The sequence below is a fragment of the Flagellimonas pelagia genome, from assembly GCF_003584135.1.
Lineage (GTDB): Bacteria > Bacteroidota > Bacteroidia > Flavobacteriales > Flavobacteriaceae > Flagellimonas > Flagellimonas pelagia.
Window position 1 is genome coordinate 198,551 of record NZ_QXFI01000013.1, and the last position, 18,394, is coordinate 216,944.

The window sequence follows — 18,394 nt, forward strand, 5'->3', positions numbered from 1 at the left end:
AAGTGAGGTGTTACAGTTGTTTTTGAAGAATTATATTCTTTCTTTTTTAACTAATTTTACAACGCAAACTTAACCAAAAATCAATTTGAGCGGGCAAAAACATATCAACAGTATTGCATGGCAATCATAACCTTAACAACAGATTTTGGCTACAAAGATCACTTTGTGGGTGCTGTTAAAGGGGCGATTCTGGGCAACCTCCCCGATGTTACCATTGTTGATATTTCACATGCCATCAATCCCTTCAACATTCAAGAGTGTGCCTACATCCTGAAAAACGCCTACCGATCGTTTCCAGTGGGAACGGTTCATGTGGTGGGGGTCGATTCGGAATGGTCACCTGAAAATCAGCATATTGTGGTGCAGGTGGATGGTCATTATTTTGTAAGTGCGAACAGTGGTGTGATTTCGTTGATCACTTCCGAAGTGAAACCCGAAAAAGTGGTAGAGATCAACTTGCCCAATACAGAACCTGGCTCTTTCCCTGTATTGAACATTTTCGTGCAGGTGGCCTGCCACATTGCCCGTGGTGGAAAACTTGAAATCATCGGAAGAAGTTTTGATGAACTGAAGGAACTCCGTGAATTTGAACCGCGAATTATCAACAATGGCAAGTCCATTTCTGGCAACGTGATCTATATCGATAACTATGGCAATGTGGTCACCAACATTCAAAAAGGACTTTTTGAGGCCTATCGCAACGGACGCGATTATGAGATTATAGCCCGGACCACTAAAATCAGTAAGGTTCACCATAGTTACAACGGGATCATCAATTACAGTCTGGATCGTTCGCAACGCATGGGGCCTGGGGATGCCTTGGCACTTTTCAACTCTGCAGGTTATATAGAACTTGCCATTTATAAGAGTGACCTGAATTCCGTGGGTGGGGCATCTTCCCTGCTCGGGTTGAATTATCGGGATACTGTAACCATAAATTTCCTTTAAATGTTGACCCGTATCGTAAAACTGACCTTTAAACCCGAAAATATTCCTAGTTTTGAGCAAATCTTTGCGGAAACTAAAAACGGAATCTTGGCATTTGAAGGTTGTAACATGGTGGAACTCTATCAGGATATCAACAATCCCTGCATATTTTTCACCTATAGTTTTTGGGATACGCCCGCGGATCTGGAGAAATATAGGAACTCCGATTTTTTCAAAACGGTTTGGGGAAAGACCAAACTGCTGTTCTCCGATAAACCAGAAGCCTGGAGCGTGAATAAAGTCCAATCTACAAACCCATCTTAATGTTCGCAATTTTTAAGAGAGAGGTACGGTCCTTTTTTACATCGCCCATTGGTTATTTGATCGTGGGATCCTTTTTATTGCTCAATGGACTTTTTTTGTGGGTCTTTAAAGGACAGTACAACATTTTTGATTATGGATTTGCCGACTTGGGCAATTTCTTTTTGCTCGCACCATGGATCTTTATCTTTTTAGTGCCTGCCATCACCATGAAGAGCTTTTCGGAAGAGCGGAAAATGGGAACCTTGGAGTTATTGTTGATCAAACCTGTTTCGGTATGGAAACTGGTTTTGGGCAAGTTCTGGGGAGCCGTTCTTTTATGTGTGATTGCTGTAGTGCCCACAATCGTCTATGTTTTTGCCATTTCCAAATTGGGCATGACCGAAGGTAATTATGATTTGGGGATTGTACTTGGGTCCTACTTCGGACTGCTCTTTTTAATCAGTTCCTACACGGCCATCGGGGTGTTTGCCTCTACCCTTTCCGATAATCAAATTATAGCATTTTTGGTGGGGATCTTAATATGCTTTTTGATTTTTAACGGATTTGATGCCACCGCCTCACTTTTTTCCAATGGGGAAACCCAAGAGGTTTTAAAAGGATTCGGTGCCAAGGCCCATTTTGATAGTATAGCCCGCGGGGTTATCGATACGAGGGACCTTGTTTATTTTGTATCGCTGACCTTAGTGTTCCTGTATCTCACGTTTCAACGTTTAAAACAATTGCCACGCTAATGGGAAAGTTTTGGATTGCCATATTGAAAGCCGTGGTTGCGCTGATCGTACTGAATATCTTGGCAAGTTTCGTGTACACACGTTTTGACCTGACCGAAGACCAACGTTATACCCTTTCACAACCTGCTGTGGAAGTAGCCCAAAAATTTGATTCCCCTGTCATCATCGATATTTTGTTGGATGGGAACATTCCTGCGGAATTTTCCAAATTGAAGGCAGAGACCGTTCAATTGATGGAATCCTTTGTGGCCAAGAACAAAAACATCACTTACAGTTTGGTGGACCCTTTGGCTGATGAAACCCAAGCAGAACAGACCATTGCCGAGCTCCAAAGTCTGGGATTAAAACCTGCAAATGTCACCATTGAAGAAAACGGAAAAGTTTCCAACGAACTGGTTTTTCCTTGGGCCATGGTCAATTATAAAGATAAGACGGTCAAGGTTCCGCTGCTCAAGAACAAGCAGGGATCCACGGCCGAAGAGCGAATTAACAACTCCGTACAACAACTGGAATATTCCTTTGCGGATGCTTTTACCAAATTAAGCACTACCCATAAAAAAAGTATTGCCGTTATTAAGGGCAATGGAGAATTAGGCGACATCTACATTGCGGATTATTTGACCACGGTGAGGGAATATTACAACATAGGTGCCATTACTTTAGATTCCGTGGCCAACAATCCCCAAAAGGTGTTGGACCAGCTCAAGAACTTTGATATGGCCATCATCGCCAAACCGACCGAAGCGTTCACGGATGGGGAAAAATATGTGATGGATCAATACATGGTACAGGGCGGTAAATCCATTTGGATGATCGATCAGGTGGCCATGGAAATGGACAGCATTTATGCTGGCGGCGGAAGTTCCTTTGCCTTGCCCCGAGAACTCAACCTGAAAGACCTGTTCTTTAAATATGGGGTAAGAATCAATCCCGTTTTGGTAAACGACCTATATTTTACACAAATCGTTTTGGCCACGGGCGAAGGAAACGATTCCCAATACAATCCCCTGCCCTGGTATTATTACCCAATGGTGTTTTCACGGAACAACCACCCCATCAATACCAATATTGAAGCGGTGCGACTCCAATTTACCAGCCCTATGGATGTTTTGGAAAACGATTACCAAAAGACCATTTTGTTGCAGAGTTCCCCATTGTCCAAAACGGACGGGGTACCAAGGCAGATCAGTTTGGATATGATTATGACCCAGCCTGATCAGGCTACCTATAACAATGGGAACCTTTCTCTAGCTGTTTTGATCGAGGGGAATTTCACCTCCATGTACAAGAATAGAGTAAAACCCCTAAAACTGACCAATGCTTTGGAAGAAGGCCCGGCCAATAAAATGATCGTGATCTCCGATGGGGATATCATAAAAAATCAACTCAGGAACAACCGTCCGTTGGAACTTGGTTATGACAAATGGACCAGCAACTTTTACGGCAATAAGGAATTCTTGGTGAACAGCACCAATTACCTCTTGGACAATACCGGGCTTATCAACATACGGAACAAAAAAGTGGCCATTCCGCTACTCGATGTAAAGAAGATTGCTGAACAAAAAACAAAGTGGCAAATGATAAACATTGGGCTTCCAGTACTTTTGACCTTGGTCTTCGGCCTTTTTTTCGGTTTTTACCGCAAACGGAAATTTAGTGCCTAAGTGTTGATAATTTTGTTTCTTTGCTAATACCATTTAAGATATATTTGCTTTTATCGATTTTAACAGTCCCGTTTACGGTTGAATATACCTTGAACAGGCCAAAATGCTAAAGAATTTCTTTGATGAAGTTTATCGTATCCAGTACATATTTATTGAAACAACTACAGGTTTTGGGAGGAGTTATCAACAACAGTAACACCTTGCCAATCTTGGACAATTTTTTGTTCGATCTCAAAAAGAACCAACTAACGGTATCCGCATCCGATCTCGAGACCACCATGAGCTCTGTTTTGGAAGTGGATTCCGATTCAGAGGGTGCCATTGCCGTACCGGCCCGTTTGTTGTTGGATACCTTAAAAACCTTCCCGGAACAACCATTGACCTTTGTGGTTGAGGACAACAATACAGTAGAGATTAGCTCCAACCATGGTAAATACGCCTTGGCCTATGCCGATGGTGCCGAGTTTCCCAAGGCAGTGGAAGTTTCCAATCCAAGCTCCACTACCCTTTTGGGCGATATTTTAGCTACGGCCATCAACAAGACAATCTTTGCCGCCGGTAATGATGACCTTCGCCCAGTGATGAGCGGTGTGTTCTTCCAGTTCTCACCGGAAAATTTGACCTTCGTTGCTACGGACGCCCATAAATTGGTGAAATATCAAAGACAGGATGTAAGCGCCTCCCAGGTGGCGGAATTCATCATGCCGAAAAAACCATTGAACTTATTGAAGGGTATTTTGGCAGGTTCCGAATCCGAGGTGACCATCGAGTACAACGATAGCAACGCCAAGTTCATTTTTGACCATACCGAACTGATCTGTCGATTAATCGATGGGAAATATCCGAACTACGAAGCAGTTATCCCAAAGGAAAACCCGAACAAACTGACCATTTCAAGAAACCAGTTCTTGAGTTCGGTGCGTAGGGTTTCCATTTTCTCCAACAAGACCACGCACCAGATTCGTCTGAAAATTGCCGGTGCTGAATTGAATATCTCCGCAGAGGATGTGGATTACAGCAACAAGGCCGAAGAAAGACTTTCCTGCTCCTACCAAGGGGATGATATGCAAATTGGCTTCAACTCTAGGTTTTTGGTGGAAATGCTCAATAACCTCTCTTCCGATGATGTTTCCCTGGAAATGAGTTTGCCCAACAGGGCAGGTATCCTCACCCCAATCGATGGATTGGACGAAGGAGAACACGTTACCATGCTTGTAATGCCTGTAATGCTCAACAATTAGAACAATACCAGCCATATATGTAAAAGCTGGAATTTTATTCCAGCTTTTCTTTTTTATAGAAATTTAATCGTAAGGAAATATGAGGGTGATTCTCCATTGGAGGCTCTTACCGCATTTACAATGGGTAAAATAAACCCTAAGATTCCTGTTGTGATCAATCCCAAGATTCCAAGGCCCAACAACAATATGGCCGGAATACTGATGATAATATAAAGGAAAAGGCTTAATTGTAAATTGATGATGGCCTTTCCATGCTCATCCATACCTTCCACACTGTTTCTTGTGGACAACCAGATAATCAAGGGAGTGATGAACCCCCCAAAACCGATGGCGTAGGACAACAATTGGGTAAGGTGGGTAATGGCCAGCAAAGTGTTGTCCGTTCTAGCTACTTTTTCATTGATGACTTCCATTTTTGATTGATTTTGATGATTTAACCTATTAGTATACCTTTTTGCAAAAATGTTACATCGGGCCAGCTAATTTGTATTTTTGCCAACATGTCGTATACAGATAACATTGTTGCCCTAGCCACCCCTTCAGGAACAGGAGCCATAGCTGTCATCCGGGTATCCGGACCTGATGCCATCTCCTTGGTGGACAGCATATTTCAATCAGTCAAGAACAAAAATTTGACCGGACAAAAAAGTCATACCGTCCATTTGGGACATATTGTGGATGACACAAAGGTTTTGGACGAGGTTTTGGTGTCGCTCTTCAAAGGGCCGCATTCCTATACTGGTGAAAATGTGATGGAAATCTCATGCCATGGCTCTCCGTATATTCAGCAACAGATTATTCAACTTTTGTTGAGAAAGGGCTGCCGTGCTGCTTCGGCCGGAGAATTCACCCTTCGGGCTTTTCTCAACGGCAAAATGGATTTGAGCCAAGCAGAAGCCGTGGCCGACCTGATTGCAAGTGACAGTGAAGCGGCGCACGACATCGCCATGCAACAGATGCGGGGAGGGTTTAGCAATGAAATCCAAAAATTGCGCGAAGAACTGCTCAATTTTGCATCCCTTATTGAACTGGAACTCGATTTTTCCCAAGAGGATGTAGAATTTGCTGACCGAACACAATTCAATGAACTTCTGGGCAAAATCAGCGAAGTCCTGAAAAAGTTGATTGACTCCTTTTCCCTAGGCAACGTGATCAAGCATGGTATTCCCGTAGCCATTGTGGGGCAACCCAATGTGGGGAAATCCACCCTGCTCAATGTGCTGTTGAACGAAGAGCGGGCCATCGTAAGTGATATTGCGGGGACCACTCGCGACACTGTCGAGGACCATATCAGCATCAATGGCATCAATTTTAGGTTTATTGATACGGCAGGTATCCGCGAGACCGAAGATGTAGTCGAAAAAATTGGTATTGAAAGAACCTTTGGCAAGATAGAGCAGGCCAGGCTGATCATTTATCTATTTGAAGGAGAACATTTTGAATCTTCGGTATTGAAAGAACTACAAAGAAAGTACCCCAACAAGCAAATTCTGCCCATCTGCAATAAAATGGACCTTTTGAGCGACGCTCAAATGGAAAGCATCAAACTGGCCATACCCAACGTTTTGTTCCTTTCTGCCAAGCACAAAACCGGTATCAAAGAACTGGAAAGTCAATTGCTATCATTGGTAGATTCGGGAGCGTTAAGTGGCGATACCACCATCATCTCCAACAGCAGGCACTATGATGCCCTGCTAAAGGCTTTGGAAGAAATCCAAAAAGTGAAGGAAGGACTGGATATGGATCTGTCCAGTGATCTTATGGCCATCGATATCCGACAGGCATTGTACCACTTGGGAGAAATAACGGGCAGCGTCACCACTGATGATCTCTTGGGCAACATTTTCTCCAATTTCTGCATCGGGAAGTAATTTGATTTTTCCAATATTTTCATTTATTTATATATAGTTGATTATCAATGTTTTGTTAATAACTTCTCTATCTAATTTTATCTTTTATTTGTTCACCTTGCTACTTTTATTACACCTTTTTTACACCTCGAAGTGTAAAAAAGGTAAAAAGGTGTAAAAAATTACACCTCGTAAAATTGAAATACTATGAAAATCAATTTGAAAAGTAAACGGTTAAGGAATGATAAATTGAGTCTGTATATTGAATATTATGACGGCTATATCATTGACAGGAATGGGACAAAAAAGCATCGAAGAAGATTCGAATATTTGAAATTATATCCTTTAGAAAAACCTAGCACATCCGAGGAGAAGAGAAAGAACAAAGAAATTTATGAGCTGGCAGACAATATTCTTGCTATACGAAAAGCAGAATATGTTCAAGGTAAATATAAAATTAGGGATGGTAAAAAGGGTGAAATTGCCTTTTTGGACTATTTTGATAAACTAAAAGAAGACCGCTTTGAAACGAAAGCAAATTATGGCAATTGGGATGCCGCCCAAAAACATATCGAAAAATACTGTCCGCCACACAAACAGCTAAAGGATATAGATACGGATTTCGTAAAAGGTTTTAAACGGTATTTAGATACCAAAGCCAAAACCAAGAGCAATACTCCCCTGTCCCAAAATTCTAAGTACACCTATTTCAATAAATTTAAGGCCGCTTTACGGGAAGCTTATACGGAGAATTATCTTGATGAAAATGTACTTAAATCTGTCAAAGGCTTTGAACAAGCCGAATCGAAACGCGAATACCTTACCTATTCCGAATTACAGGCACTGTCCAACACCAAGTGTAAGTATCCAGTTCTAAAGAATGCCTTTATTTTTAGTTGCCTAACAGGGTTACGGTGGAGCGATATCAATAAACTGATTTGGGCAGAAGTCCGTGATGAGGATAATGGTGCAAGAATCATCTTTAGACAAAAGAAAACGGATAGTCTAGAATACTTATATATTTCCGAGCAGGCCAGGGAATTTTTGGGCAAAAGGACGCATAATAATGAGCGAGCATTTAAAGGATTGAAATATGGAGCCATTTATAATACTGAAATATTGCGATGGTGCATGCGTGCGGGAATTACTAAACATATTACTTTTCACAGTGCCAGACACACCAACGCAGTTCTCTTGCTTGAGAACGGAGCGGATATTTACACTGTTTCAAAAAGATTAGGTCATCGTGAAATTCGCACTACCGAAATCTATACCAAAATCATTGATGAGAAAATGAAAGAAGCAGCTAATATGATTCCTGAATTAAATTTTAGGTAAATTTATTCCGTTCGCAAACTTTTTACAGGGTTAATAGTTGCCGCCCGGATTGCTTGATAGCTTACAGTAAAAAGGGCAACCAACAATACACCCAAAATGGTGGCCACAAAAACCCACCATGGAACCCCTATACGGTAGGTGTAATTTTCCAACCATTGCTGCATAAAATAATAGGATACAGGAATCGCAATTAGGCCCGAAACAATTATCAATAATGCAAAATCCTTGGAAAGCATTTTGAAAAGGCTCAGTATAGATGCCCCCAATACTTTTCGGACACCGATTTCCTTGGTGCGCTGTTCCGCCATAAAGGTAGCTAGACCAAAGAGTCCTAGACAGCTTATAAAAATGGCGAGTAAAGAGAAGATTCCAGATAATTTTCGCATACGCTCCTCTGCTTTGAATTTGTTTCCGAAGGCAGCATCAACAAATTGGTATTCGAATGGAACACCGGGGGCGAACTTCTGAAAGACCGTTTCAATTTGGGCGAGCGATTCTGCAAGGCTTTTCTCAGGTGCCAGTTTTAGGTTAATCCAATTTGTTTGATTGTAATTTATTGCATAAATAGCCTGTTTTATAGGCTCAAATGGTGATTCGGTCAATAGATTTTTAACCACCCCTATGACTTTATGTTCCCCATCGTACCATCGGATTGTTTTCCCGATCGGGTCTTGCAGCCCCATATATCTTACGGCAGCTTCGTTCAGGATATAGGCAGTGGAGTCTGAGGCAAAATCCCTTGAAAAATCCCGTCCTTGGGCCATATCCCAACCCACGGTCTTTCCATAATCATGCGATACGTAAAAGGTTACCATATTGGTCATAAAATCGGGATCCTTGCCTTCCCAATCATAGCCTGAGTTACTGTTCCATACCTCGGTCAACGGACTTGAAGATTCCGCCATTTCGACTACTGCCCCACTCTTTTTCAAGGCTTCACGAAAGGCATTGTACTTACCCTCATAATCCTCAGTGTATTTTTCAACCATGATAAGTCCGTTTTTATCATAACCTATAGGCCGGTCTTTGGAATGCTGGATTTGCCGATTGACCACCACCGTACCGACCACCAAAATGATGGAAACCGTAAATTGGACCACGACCAAAGCTTTACGGAAGGACATTGCCGTTTTACCGGTGCGGATGGTTCCTTTCAACACTTTTACCGGACGGAAGGAAGAGAGGTACAGTGCCGGATAACTTCCGGCCAAAAGGCTGGTGACCAATACCAACCCCAAGCCAATGGACCAAAAGATTGGGTTGACAAGGGGAAAAATAATCTGTTTGTCCGCCAAATTGTTGAACAATGGCAGAAGAATACCAACAAGTATACAGGCCAATACAAAGGCACAAAGGGTAACCAGCAATGATTCGAGCATAAACTGCCCTATCAATTGGTTTTTGTTCGATCCAACCGTTTTTCGAATGCCTACTTCCTTGGCACGTTTTAGGGCGCGGGCCGTGGCCAAATTCATAAAATTGATACATGCTAACAACAGTACAAAAAATCCAATGATACCGAACATGCGCACATACTGGATTGCCCCACCGATAGATACGCCATTCTTAAAATTGGACCTCAAATGCCAATCCTTCATGGGATGGAGAAAGATTTGGGGATTGCTCCGTTTGGTTGGATCTGGAACGTGGTCGCTAAGCGTATTCTTGATCTTATCACTCACGCCAAACATTGCAGGCCCATTGGCTATTTGTACATATAATTGGTAAGAATTATTGTCCCATAGTTTTTGGTCACGTGCCGCTTTTACCCAATCGTTCATGGATACGTAGAGGTCCCATGGGGCAATAAATTGGAGTTCTTTGGATTCCGAAAAGGCCGAGAGGGCTTCAAAGACGTTTGAATTCTGGGGCAAATCTTCAAAAACGCCTTCAACGGTAACATATCTGTCATTGTTAAGCTTCATGGTTTTACCCATGGGTTCTTCGGAGCCGAAAAACGCTTTGGCCATAGATTCTGAAATTACAATGGAACTGGGGTCATCGAGCGCATTTTGATTACCCTTCAACATGTGGAACGAGAACATACGAAGGACATCTTTTTCCATAAAAGCGCCATATCCATTCAGGCTTTTTTCTTTGACGGATAGTACATTGTCCCCTGGGAAGGAACTCATGACAACATATTTGAAATCGTCGGAATAGACGCTCCGCAGTTCATCGGCCAAAGGATAGGGATGGTTGTACCGGGTACGGGTCTCACCATTGTCAGTTTTGTTCACAAGCACCTGTGCAATGCTCCCATAGTTTTTGAAATTGGTATTAAAGGTAAGTTCATCATGAATCCACAGTCCTATGAGCATTGTAACAACCAATCCCAGGGCCAATCCACCCACATTAATAAAGGTATATCCCTTGTTTTTGGAAAGGTTCCGCCAGGCGATTTTCAGATAGTTTTTAAACATGATTGTCCGTTTTTTGGTCTTTATTATTGATAGATAAATGGCAAACTTTACAAACGATTAGGCAATTCGCATTTGTAGTTAAGACATACTAATTTACTATACCTATTTTTATGCCACAATCATAGTGGGTTAATAATCAATCATATACAATATTTCCATTCAACTTAAGTTATCTTCTTGTGTAAAAAAAATTGACGGTATTTGTCAAAAGTATTTACATTGAAATTGGGATACAGTTCCAACTAAAGTAGAATATTCTTTGCTACAGAGAATAAAACACGACCATCTTAAACATCTGAAATCCGCTAAAATGTTAACTTGGGGAAATGCAAGTCAATTCTTATCAAATAGTTTTATGGTTATGTTTTGCTTACGTTTATATACGTCTGCTTATTCCCTATATCGTCTTCTTTGCTCGTTATATGTTTAATGAACCCGTAGGATGGGACAAATACGTAGAACGGCCACGATTGGTATTCTACGGGATAGGCCTATTATTGATGCACGGTAGTTATACATCACTATTGAAATATTCTGACAATCCGAAATCCTTCTTTTTTTACGCTAATGTCTTCATTTTCTTTGGTGGGATTCTACTATCCCAAATAACATGGTCTAAAAGATTTAAAAATGTATTTATTCCAAAAATCAAGGAAAAGCTAAAGAAGCAGGATAATTTCAATATTTCCATTACCAAAAATCAATTACAAAAGTTATACAATGGTTTTGTCCAATACGATATGATTCATTCGGAACAAACAAATCTGGATGATTTTATTGAAGTCTTTTTAAAAGATTGGCATACTCACAATTCTAAAATATTTTTTAAACTGGATGCCCCAAGCTGTCGGGAATTCTATGAACTTTTTAAATTGAAGTTCCCTACAAACTCATTGAGCCTTATTGACTTTTTCAAAAGATCGGATACTATACGGAGAAAAGATGGCAAACCCTATAAGTATTCTACCATCAAAGATGCTAAATCCAGAACCCCCGTTTCCAACCGAAGCGAAGACCTAAAGGCCATTTTTGAAAGTTTATAACATTCTTTGCTTGCCTTTCTTCCGAATATGTATGCATTGCTGATAAGGCGTACTTTTCTTTTCCCTTCCCATACTAGCTTAGCATCAGAATTCTAATAAAAAGAACAAAGGCCTTTGTCTATTGTCAAACTATAATTTTTATGATAATGGATAATATCGAACTAGAACAACGACTCGACAGAATCGAGCGATTACTAATTGCAAATAAAGAAGTACTGACCTTTGAAGAAGCCTGTGAATACATGGGAATCTCCAGAAGTTTTCTTTATAAACTGACTTCTACAAGAAAGATTCCACACTCCAAACCCAACGGTAAAATGATATTCTTTGAGAAGAAAAAGCTTAATGTCTGGTTGTTGCAGAATGGGAGAAAATCAAAAGAAGAAATAGAATCCGAAGCTCTTAAGTACAGTCTAAACAATAACACAAAATAGTAATGGGGAGGGAGAAAAAATTGATTCAGGTATGGAAAAGTTTTACCCGTTTGAGTGAGAATTCAAGATGTGTCATTGTCATGACAAATCTTGCTTTTGCTCCCGAAGGTCGCAAAAGGGAAAAAGATGTATGAAAAGAGAATTCGTACAATTCAGGTGCTCTGTCTATGAGAAAAAACTGTTGAAGGTTAAGGCCAAAAAATCGGGTTTGTCAATTAGCGAATATTGTCGCCGAGCCGCCTTTGATGACAGAATCATTGAACGTCTTACCGAAGATCAAATTGAAGCCTATAAGCTGTTGGTCAATTATCAAAACAATTTCAAACGGATCGGAAATATGTTCAGAAAGCGGAACCCTCGACTTTCTGAAGAAGTCACCCAATTAGCAAAAGAGATCAGGGAACACCTTTTAAAATTCAAAAGATGATTGGCATGGGGAAATCCATATCGCACACATCGGCATCAATGACCTATGGGCTTCGAGAAGAAAAGAAGCCTGAAATTATTCACAGCCAATATTTGGCCGGGGAAACTCCCAAAGAAATCACTGAGGAGTTCAAAATAATCCAACAGCAAAACGAACTGTGTAAAAAGAATACACTCAGCTTTGTGCTAAGCCCTACTATTAAGGATGGCAAGAAAATGGAAAACAAAGAATTGAGGGAAATAACTGAACGCTTTTTAAAACAGATGAAATTACAGGAGAACCAAGCTATTGCCTTTGTCCACAGAAACAGGCAACATGTACATATCCATCTCTATACAAACCGTATCAATTTTCAAGGTCAGGCCTACAAGGATAATTTCATTGGAAAACGAAGTCAATTGGCTGCCGAAAGAGTTGCAAAAGAAATGGGATTGACTACAGTACGTGATGTTCAACAACAGAAAATGGAACAGGCCAGGGATGCAAGGATCATTCTCAAAAGAATCCATGAAAAAGTGATTAGCGAGGTCAGGCCAAGGGACTTTGACCAGTACATAAAGGCTATGGAAGGTCATCCCGTAAAGGTCATCCCTTCTATCAACAAACAGAACCAATTGCAGGGTTTTCGGTTCGAATTCGCCGGGCAAAACCTAAAAGGTAGTGAGGTACACCGTTCCATGTCAATGAATAAAATAGCGGAACGAATCGGATTCAACCAAAATGCCATTGAAAAGGCTAGAACAGAAAAGGCAATGCATCTATTGGGGAAAACAGTGTCTGTCACCCCAAACCTTGCAACCAAAATAGCGGCAAAGGTTATCAAACAAACCATTAAAAGAACCATAGGTAAAGGAGTTGGAATAGAAATATAGAATTATGGCAAAACTGGACGAAATAGCAGAACTGTTGACCGAGGAAATAAGAAGTTTTGAAACCTCCGTTAACCGATTGGAAAAATTGCAACAAGAAATAAAAACTCTTAAAATTCAACCAGACTCTTCGGGAATCGACCATATCCTCAAAGGATACAACGATTCCCAAAAAAAGGTGATGGAAGAACAAAATAAGCTGTTGGCAAACGTAATCTATCATACTAAAAGGTCAATGGCCTTGCCTAAGTGGTCAGTAAAACTGTTTTGGGCATTATCGGTAATCATATTATTGATTTTAGTGTATGCCCTATTTCAGGTTTCGCGAATATCCGAAAAAGAGGAAGCTGCCTTTTCTGAAGGTGAAAGCAATGCTGTTCGGCACTATGAGCGATTTATGGAGGAAAACGCAGAGGCAGGTGTCCTTTATGAAGAATGGCGCAACGCCAAGGGCAAAAAGTAGTTTGCGCCCTATAGAATTTCTTCTTCTCGCTTATCTTCCCGAACACGGAAGAAATTCCACAGGATCCACGCGCAAAGTTTGGGGTAAGATTTGGGGTTAGATAATATTTAAGTTAAATTCAATACGATAAGTTATTTAGGATATGTTTTTATTGCCAAGTGAAGAAAACTCATTTCCTCCACTATACAGATACAAAAAAAATCTCGACTCATTGCTAGGCTCAGATTTTTCAGATAAATCATTTAAAGAGATTAACAATTTTTACTATGATAATGCCCTAATACTCCCTAGTGCAAAAGAAAAGTTACATCCTGAAGCATTTGAAAACTTTTATTTCTATAGAGTAAGAATGAATATTGATTTTAAATCCACTGATACAAATCTAGTAAACACTTATTCCTATCCTTCTCCAAGCCTATGTAGAAAAAATGGACGATCAAATGTTGCCGGAACTTCTGTTTTTTATTGTTCTGATAGTGCAAATTCTGCTATACACGAAATGAAACCAAAAATTGAAGATGTCGGTTTCTTAAGTGTTTGGAAAATTAAGGTAAATAGACCGATTAAGCTTGCATGCTTGCTTCCTGTTTCCTTGAAACGCCACAACCCATGGTGGGAATTCACTCAGAATGTCCATAACGACCAACTTAAACTATGGAATAAAAACTATCCAAAACTTAATGACCACTATATGGCTCTCACAAACTTCATTGGTAACGCATATAGATTAAAAGACCCTAGATATTCTCTTTCATCTTTTATTTCAAAGAAGCTAATGTTTGAAGATATTTACAATGACTTTATTCTGTATCCTAGTTTTTCAACAGAAGAGACCTATGCTAATATGGCTTTTCACCCAAACTTTGTAGACAATCATATGGTTCTGCATAAAGTATTTCAATTTAAAATTATGAAAATGATTGAGGGTACCGCGGCTTTTTCAATTGGATTAGTTGGAGAATTGGAAAATGGCAAAATGAGCTGGAGAAGAAAGAATGTTTATGACCGTGATGTTTTAGACAGCTTTCAAAGATTTACGGGAGATAGAAATTAAAAACTATTACAAATATTGAAATTTAATTACATTTAGTGTAATTTTAATGTATCTTTACATTCTAAATAAACATTATCTATCAATTGCACGTTATTTCATTTAAAAAGCTAAGGGAATATTTTTCAAAAGAAACCAATGCCAAAGTGGCTTTGCAAGATTGGTATAAAAAAGCAAATAAAGCAGAATGGGAAAGTTTTTCGGACTTGAAGAATACTTTCAATTCGGCTGATAGCGTTGGAAATGGGAGATTTGTTTTTAATGTTAAAGGTAACCACTATCGGATAGTGGCCATTGTACGGTTTAAATTCAAGAAAGTATTAATTCGATGGGTCGGGAATCATAAGGATTACAACAAAATAAAGAACATTGATAAATTATAGTGGTATGGGAAAATTAATAACACACGAAGAATACGTCAAAGCAAACCTTCGCTTAGAAGAGTTGATAGATGTAGTTGATGACAACACTCCAACCGATGACCCATTGGCCAAGGAATTTATGGAGGTTACTGATATTATAGAACAATACGAGGAGATTCATTTCCCTATCGGATTACCCACCCTACAAGAAATGATTGAGCTTCGTATGTTTGAAATGGGCCTGAAAAGAAAAGACCTGGCTGCACTTTTAAACACCAGTGCGTCGCGAATCAGTGATTACCTAAATGGAAAGCGTGAAATTACTTTGAACGTTGCCAAGGCTTTACACCAAAAGTTGAACATTGACAGTGACATTATTCTTCAATAGAAGTTGTTAACAAACAAAAGAACAATAAAGGCAACAAAAAGGGTACACCTTTTTTCAGGACTATCTCATAAAGTGTGTAAATAGAAAATTAGCGGGGGCATGCCCCCGCTAATTTTTTGTCTAATTTTAAATATTTGCACATTATGAAGAAAGAAGAATTGTTCAACGACGATTTCCTGAAGCAGTTCAAATCGGGAGACGAGCTCAACGGTTTTTTGAAGGAGCTCCAGAAACGCGGCATCGAGAAGATGCTGGAAGGGGAACTGGACGGCCATCTGGATTACGAGAGGCACCAGCGCTCGTCCAATGCCAATAATCGCAACGGACACTCCAAAAAGAAAGTGAGGACCTCCTTCGGGGAGTCCGAGATATCCGTCCCCAGGGACAGGGATGCCAGTTTCAACCCCATGGTCGTCCCCAAACGGGGCAACATGGTGGACGGTATCGAGAACATCATCGTATCCCTGTACGCCAAGGGCATGTCGGTCAGTGACATAGAGGAGCAGATACGGGAGGCCTACGGCTTTGAGGTATCAACTTCGACCATATCAAGGATCACCGAAAAAGTGGCGGACGACATTGTTGCATGGCAGAACCGCCCTCTGGAACCGGTCTATCTGATCGTATGGATGGACGGCATCGTCTTCAAGGTCAGGGAATCCTCCAAGGTGATCAACAAGACCGTGTACGTGGCCGTGGGCCTGCGCAGGGACGGAAAGAAGGAAGTGCTGGGCCTATGGCTGGGCAAGAACGAGTCGGCGGCCTTCTGGATGTCGGTGCTCACCGACATGAAGGCCCGCGGCACCGAGGACATCCTGATCACCGCCACCGACAACCTGAACGGGTTCACGGACACCATCAAAAACGTCTTCCCCGAGTCCAGGACCCAGATATGCGTGGTGCACCAGATACGCAATGCCTGCCGCTATGTGGTATGGAAGGACAAGAAGGCCTTCACCGCGGACATGAAGGGCATCTACAATGCACCCAACGAGAAGGCCGCAAAGGCCGCCCTGGAGGACTTCGCCAAAAAATGGGAGGGCAAGTATTCCTATGCGATAAGGAGCTGGAGGGACAACTGGGAGGACCTTACCGTGTTCTACGAGTTCCCAGTGGAGATACGAAAGATCATCTATACCACCAACCTTATCGAGAACCTGAACGGGAAGATACGCAAGTACACCAAGAACAAACTGTCCTTCCCAACTGACGATGCGGTGATGAAATCCGTATATTTGGCCACAAGGGAGGCCACCAAAAAGTGGTCCATGCCCATTAGGAACTGGGGCATCATTTTAAACCAGTTCCTAACGATCTATGAAAAAAGGGTCAGACTCTAATAAAGTCAAACCCCCGTTATTTTTAAATTACACACTTATTGGGATAGTGTCCTTTTTTCCACCCCTAACCTCTCCACTCCCCTATTCATGGGCACTGTAAGATATTGCATCGGGAAATAAACCAACTATTTATCACCTACATTTAACTGATTATCAATATTTTGTTGATAACTCATTCATGGTATTTCCCATATCATTTTATTACTTTTTATCTTACAACATCGTATGGAGGCAAGATATCTGGAGAAATTCTCCAAAAAATGAAAGCTGGAGTCTTTATGTTCAAGATTAAAAAATATCATATTGAAATAAACGGAATCAACAATTGGTAAATCAAAACAATCCTAATTTTCAAAATTTAAAATCCCCTTTTATCACGCTCTGTATGTTTAAAAAGCTATTTGGCGTTTTGTTTCCCTGCTTACTTTCTATCCTCTACTTCGGATGTGTGGATCCGGTAGCTCCTGAATATATTTTTATAGGGGATCAAATAATCATAGAAGGATTGGCTTCTTCCATATCAGGCACTTCGTATGTAACTATAAATCAGACCAGTTCAGATTTTGGTATTTATCGCAACCTCTTTCAGGAAGGGGCCACGGTATCCTTTACCAATGTTGATACGGGCCAAACGTTTCTCTTGGAAGAAAGAGAGGATGTGTATGTGCCTTCAGACGATTTTACCGTAAAGCCTGGGGAATCTTGGGAACTTGATGTGGTCCTGGCCGATGGGAGAAATTACAAATCCCGACCAGAAACTGTTATTGAGCCGGTGGAGGTTTCTGAAATTCGGGCCGAGTATAACAAAGAACTTATTTTTAGGGAAGACTCAGGGAAATTTGTTCCGGGCCATTCCATTTTGGTAGATTTCGACGATCCCCCAAGCAAGAAAAATTACTATTTCTGGCGTTTCCGTTCGTTCGAAAGGCAAACATATTGTGAGGTTTGCTACGGGGGTAATTTTAGGGATGGCGAATGTAAGCCGGATAACACAGGATTATCGGGATATTATTTTGTCTACTATTGCGAGCAGAACTGTTGGCGGATACGGTTCAATGAAAACATTGAAATTTTTGATGACAAATTTAGTGATGGCACCTATATCCGTAAGCTGCCCGTAGGCAATGTACTATTGTACAACAAGGAAGATATTTTGGTCCAATTGGAACAGGTTTCTGTTTCCTACGATGCCTATGAATACTACAAAAGACTTAAGGATATTGTTGACAACAACGGAAATTTTGACGCTCCGCCACCCTCTGCGGTAGTTGGAAACATCTTCAATCCGGGCAATGCCGACGAAATCATACTGGGCAGGTTCACTGCCGCTGCCGCTTCACAAGCTTCCATTTTTATAGAGCGGGGCCAAATATTGGAAGATATGATTGAAAGTACCCTGGACCCGATATCGGAAACAGACCCACCATATAGGCCAAATATTACGACAGCCCCCTGTAATGAATCGCGGACCAGGACTGCAATTCGTCCAGAAGGCTGGATTGGCAATTAGTTTGCGCCT

At 41.0% G+C, this 18,394-nt stretch carries 19 protein-coding genes; 17 read left to right on the forward strand and 2 right to left on the reverse strand.

Features of this window, described 5'->3' with window-relative positions; all coding sequences use genetic code 11:
- Nucleotides 1-117 precede the first annotated feature (117 nt).
- The 5 genes from D2V05_RS05385 (at nt 118) to dnaN (ending at nt 4,887) form a co-directional block, all read left to right on the forward strand.
- Nucleotides 118-948 carry an SAM hydrolase/SAM-dependent halogenase family protein gene (locus D2V05_RS05385; protein WP_119646482.1) on the forward strand — a complete coding sequence of 277 codons (831 nt, stop codon included), beginning with the start codon at nt 118-120 and terminating at the stop codon, nt 946-948.
- Complete coding sequence (locus D2V05_RS05390; protein WP_119646483.1) at nt 949-1,251, forward strand: putative quinol monooxygenase; 303 nt, start codon at nt 949-951, stop codon at nt 1,249-1,251.
- A complete protein-coding gene (gene gldF / locus D2V05_RS05395; protein ID WP_119646484.1) occupies nt 1,251-1,982 on the forward strand; it encodes a gliding motility-associated ABC transporter permease subunit GldF in 732 nt (243 codons plus the stop codon). Before D2V05_RS05390 ends, gldF begins: the two co-directional genes overlap by 1 nt.
- Complete coding sequence (gldG, locus tag D2V05_RS05400; protein WP_119646485.1) at nt 1,982-3,646, forward strand: gliding motility-associated ABC transporter substrate-binding protein GldG; 1,665 nt, start codon at nt 1,982-1,984, stop codon at nt 3,644-3,646. Before gldF ends, gldG begins: the two co-directional genes overlap by 1 nt.
- A gap of 122 nt (nt 3,647-3,768) precedes the next feature.
- Entirely contained in the window at nt 3,769-4,887 is a 1,119-nt protein-coding gene (gene dnaN, locus D2V05_RS05405) for a DNA polymerase III subunit beta (RefSeq protein ID WP_119638311.1), read from the forward strand.
- A gap of 53 nt (nt 4,888-4,940) precedes the next feature.
- On the opposite strand, the gene D2V05_RS05410 is transcribed toward dnaN, so the two are convergent.
- Entirely contained in the window at nt 4,941-5,300 is a 360-nt protein-coding gene (locus tag D2V05_RS05410; RefSeq protein ID WP_119646486.1) for a DUF4870 domain-containing protein, read from the reverse strand.
- An 87-nt stretch (nt 5,301-5,387) separates the two neighbouring features.
- On the opposite strand from D2V05_RS05410, the gene mnmE reads away from it, so the two are divergent.
- The gene (gene mnmE, locus D2V05_RS05415) at nt 5,388-6,758 is read left to right on the forward strand and encodes a tRNA uridine-5-carboxymethylaminomethyl(34) synthesis GTPase MnmE (RefSeq protein WP_119646487.1); all 1,371 of its coding nucleotides are present in this window, start codon (nt 5,388-5,390) and stop codon (nt 6,756-6,758) included.
- Nucleotides 6,759-6,944: 186 nt separating this feature from the next.
- Nucleotides 6,945-8,075, forward strand: coding sequence for a tyrosine-type recombinase/integrase (locus tag D2V05_RS05420; RefSeq protein WP_119646488.1), 1,131 nt, complete (start codon nt 6,945-6,947; stop codon nt 8,073-8,075).
- 2 nt (nt 8,076-8,077) lie between these two features.
- Here the strand turns inward: D2V05_RS05420 and D2V05_RS05425 are convergent, their stop codons facing one another.
- The gene (locus D2V05_RS05425; protein ID WP_119646489.1) at nt 8,078-10,498 is read right to left on the reverse strand and encodes an FtsX-like permease family protein; all 2,421 of its coding nucleotides are present in this window, start codon (nt 10,496-10,498) and stop codon (nt 8,078-8,080) included.
- 872 nt (nt 10,499-11,370) lie between these two features.
- On the opposite strand from D2V05_RS05425, the gene D2V05_RS19640 reads away from it, so the two are divergent.
- From D2V05_RS19640 to D2V05_RS05475, 10 genes are all read left to right on the forward strand, one after another.
- On the forward strand, nt 11,371-11,541 hold the full coding sequence (locus tag D2V05_RS19640) for a hypothetical protein (RefSeq protein ID WP_183114787.1): 171 nt from the start codon (nt 11,371-11,373) through the stop codon (nt 11,539-11,541).
- 146 nt (nt 11,542-11,687) lie between these two features.
- Complete coding sequence (locus D2V05_RS05435) at nt 11,688-11,975, forward strand: helix-turn-helix domain-containing protein (RefSeq protein WP_119646671.1); 288 nt, start codon at nt 11,688-11,690, stop codon at nt 11,973-11,975.
- 130 nt (nt 11,976-12,105) lie between these two features.
- Nucleotides 12,106-12,402 carry a mobilization protein MbpA gene (gene mbpA, locus D2V05_RS05440; protein WP_116218978.1) on the forward strand — a complete coding sequence of 99 codons (297 nt, stop codon included), beginning with the start codon at nt 12,106-12,108 and terminating at the stop codon, nt 12,400-12,402.
- Nucleotides 12,403-12,407: 5 nt separating this feature from the next.
- Complete coding sequence (locus D2V05_RS05445; RefSeq protein WP_235855397.1) at nt 12,408-13,274, forward strand: relaxase/mobilization nuclease domain-containing protein; 867 nt, start codon at nt 12,408-12,410, stop codon at nt 13,272-13,274.
- Nucleotides 13,275-13,278: 4 nt separating this feature from the next.
- Nucleotides 13,279-13,734, forward strand: a complete 456-nt coding sequence (locus D2V05_RS05450; protein WP_119646492.1) for a DUF6730 family protein — start codon at nt 13,279-13,281, stop codon at nt 13,732-13,734.
- 142 nt (nt 13,735-13,876) lie between these two features.
- A complete protein-coding gene (locus D2V05_RS05455; RefSeq protein WP_119646493.1) occupies nt 13,877-14,788 on the forward strand; it encodes an RES domain-containing protein in 912 nt (303 codons plus the stop codon).
- 143 nt (nt 14,789-14,931) lie between these two features.
- The gene (locus tag D2V05_RS05460; protein ID WP_235855398.1) at nt 14,932-15,168 is read left to right on the forward strand and encodes a type II toxin-antitoxin system HigB family toxin; all 237 of its coding nucleotides are present in this window, start codon (nt 14,932-14,934) and stop codon (nt 15,166-15,168) included.
- A gap of 4 nt (nt 15,169-15,172) precedes the next feature.
- The gene (locus tag D2V05_RS05465; protein WP_119646495.1) at nt 15,173-15,535 is read left to right on the forward strand and encodes a helix-turn-helix domain-containing protein; all 363 of its coding nucleotides are present in this window, start codon (nt 15,173-15,175) and stop codon (nt 15,533-15,535) included.
- 143 nt (nt 15,536-15,678) lie between these two features.
- Nucleotides 15,679-16,875 (forward strand): IS256 family transposase, encoded by a 1,197-nt coding sequence (locus D2V05_RS05470; RefSeq protein ID WP_119646496.1) that lies wholly within the window; start codon nt 15,679-15,681, stop codon nt 16,873-16,875.
- A 385-nt stretch (nt 16,876-17,260) separates the two neighbouring features.
- Nucleotides 17,261-18,385: a DUF4249 domain-containing protein gene (locus D2V05_RS05475; protein WP_119646497.1), complete on the forward strand. Its 1,125-nt coding sequence runs from the start codon at nt 17,261-17,263 to the stop codon at nt 18,383-18,385.
- Nucleotides 18,386-18,394 lie beyond the last annotated feature (9 nt).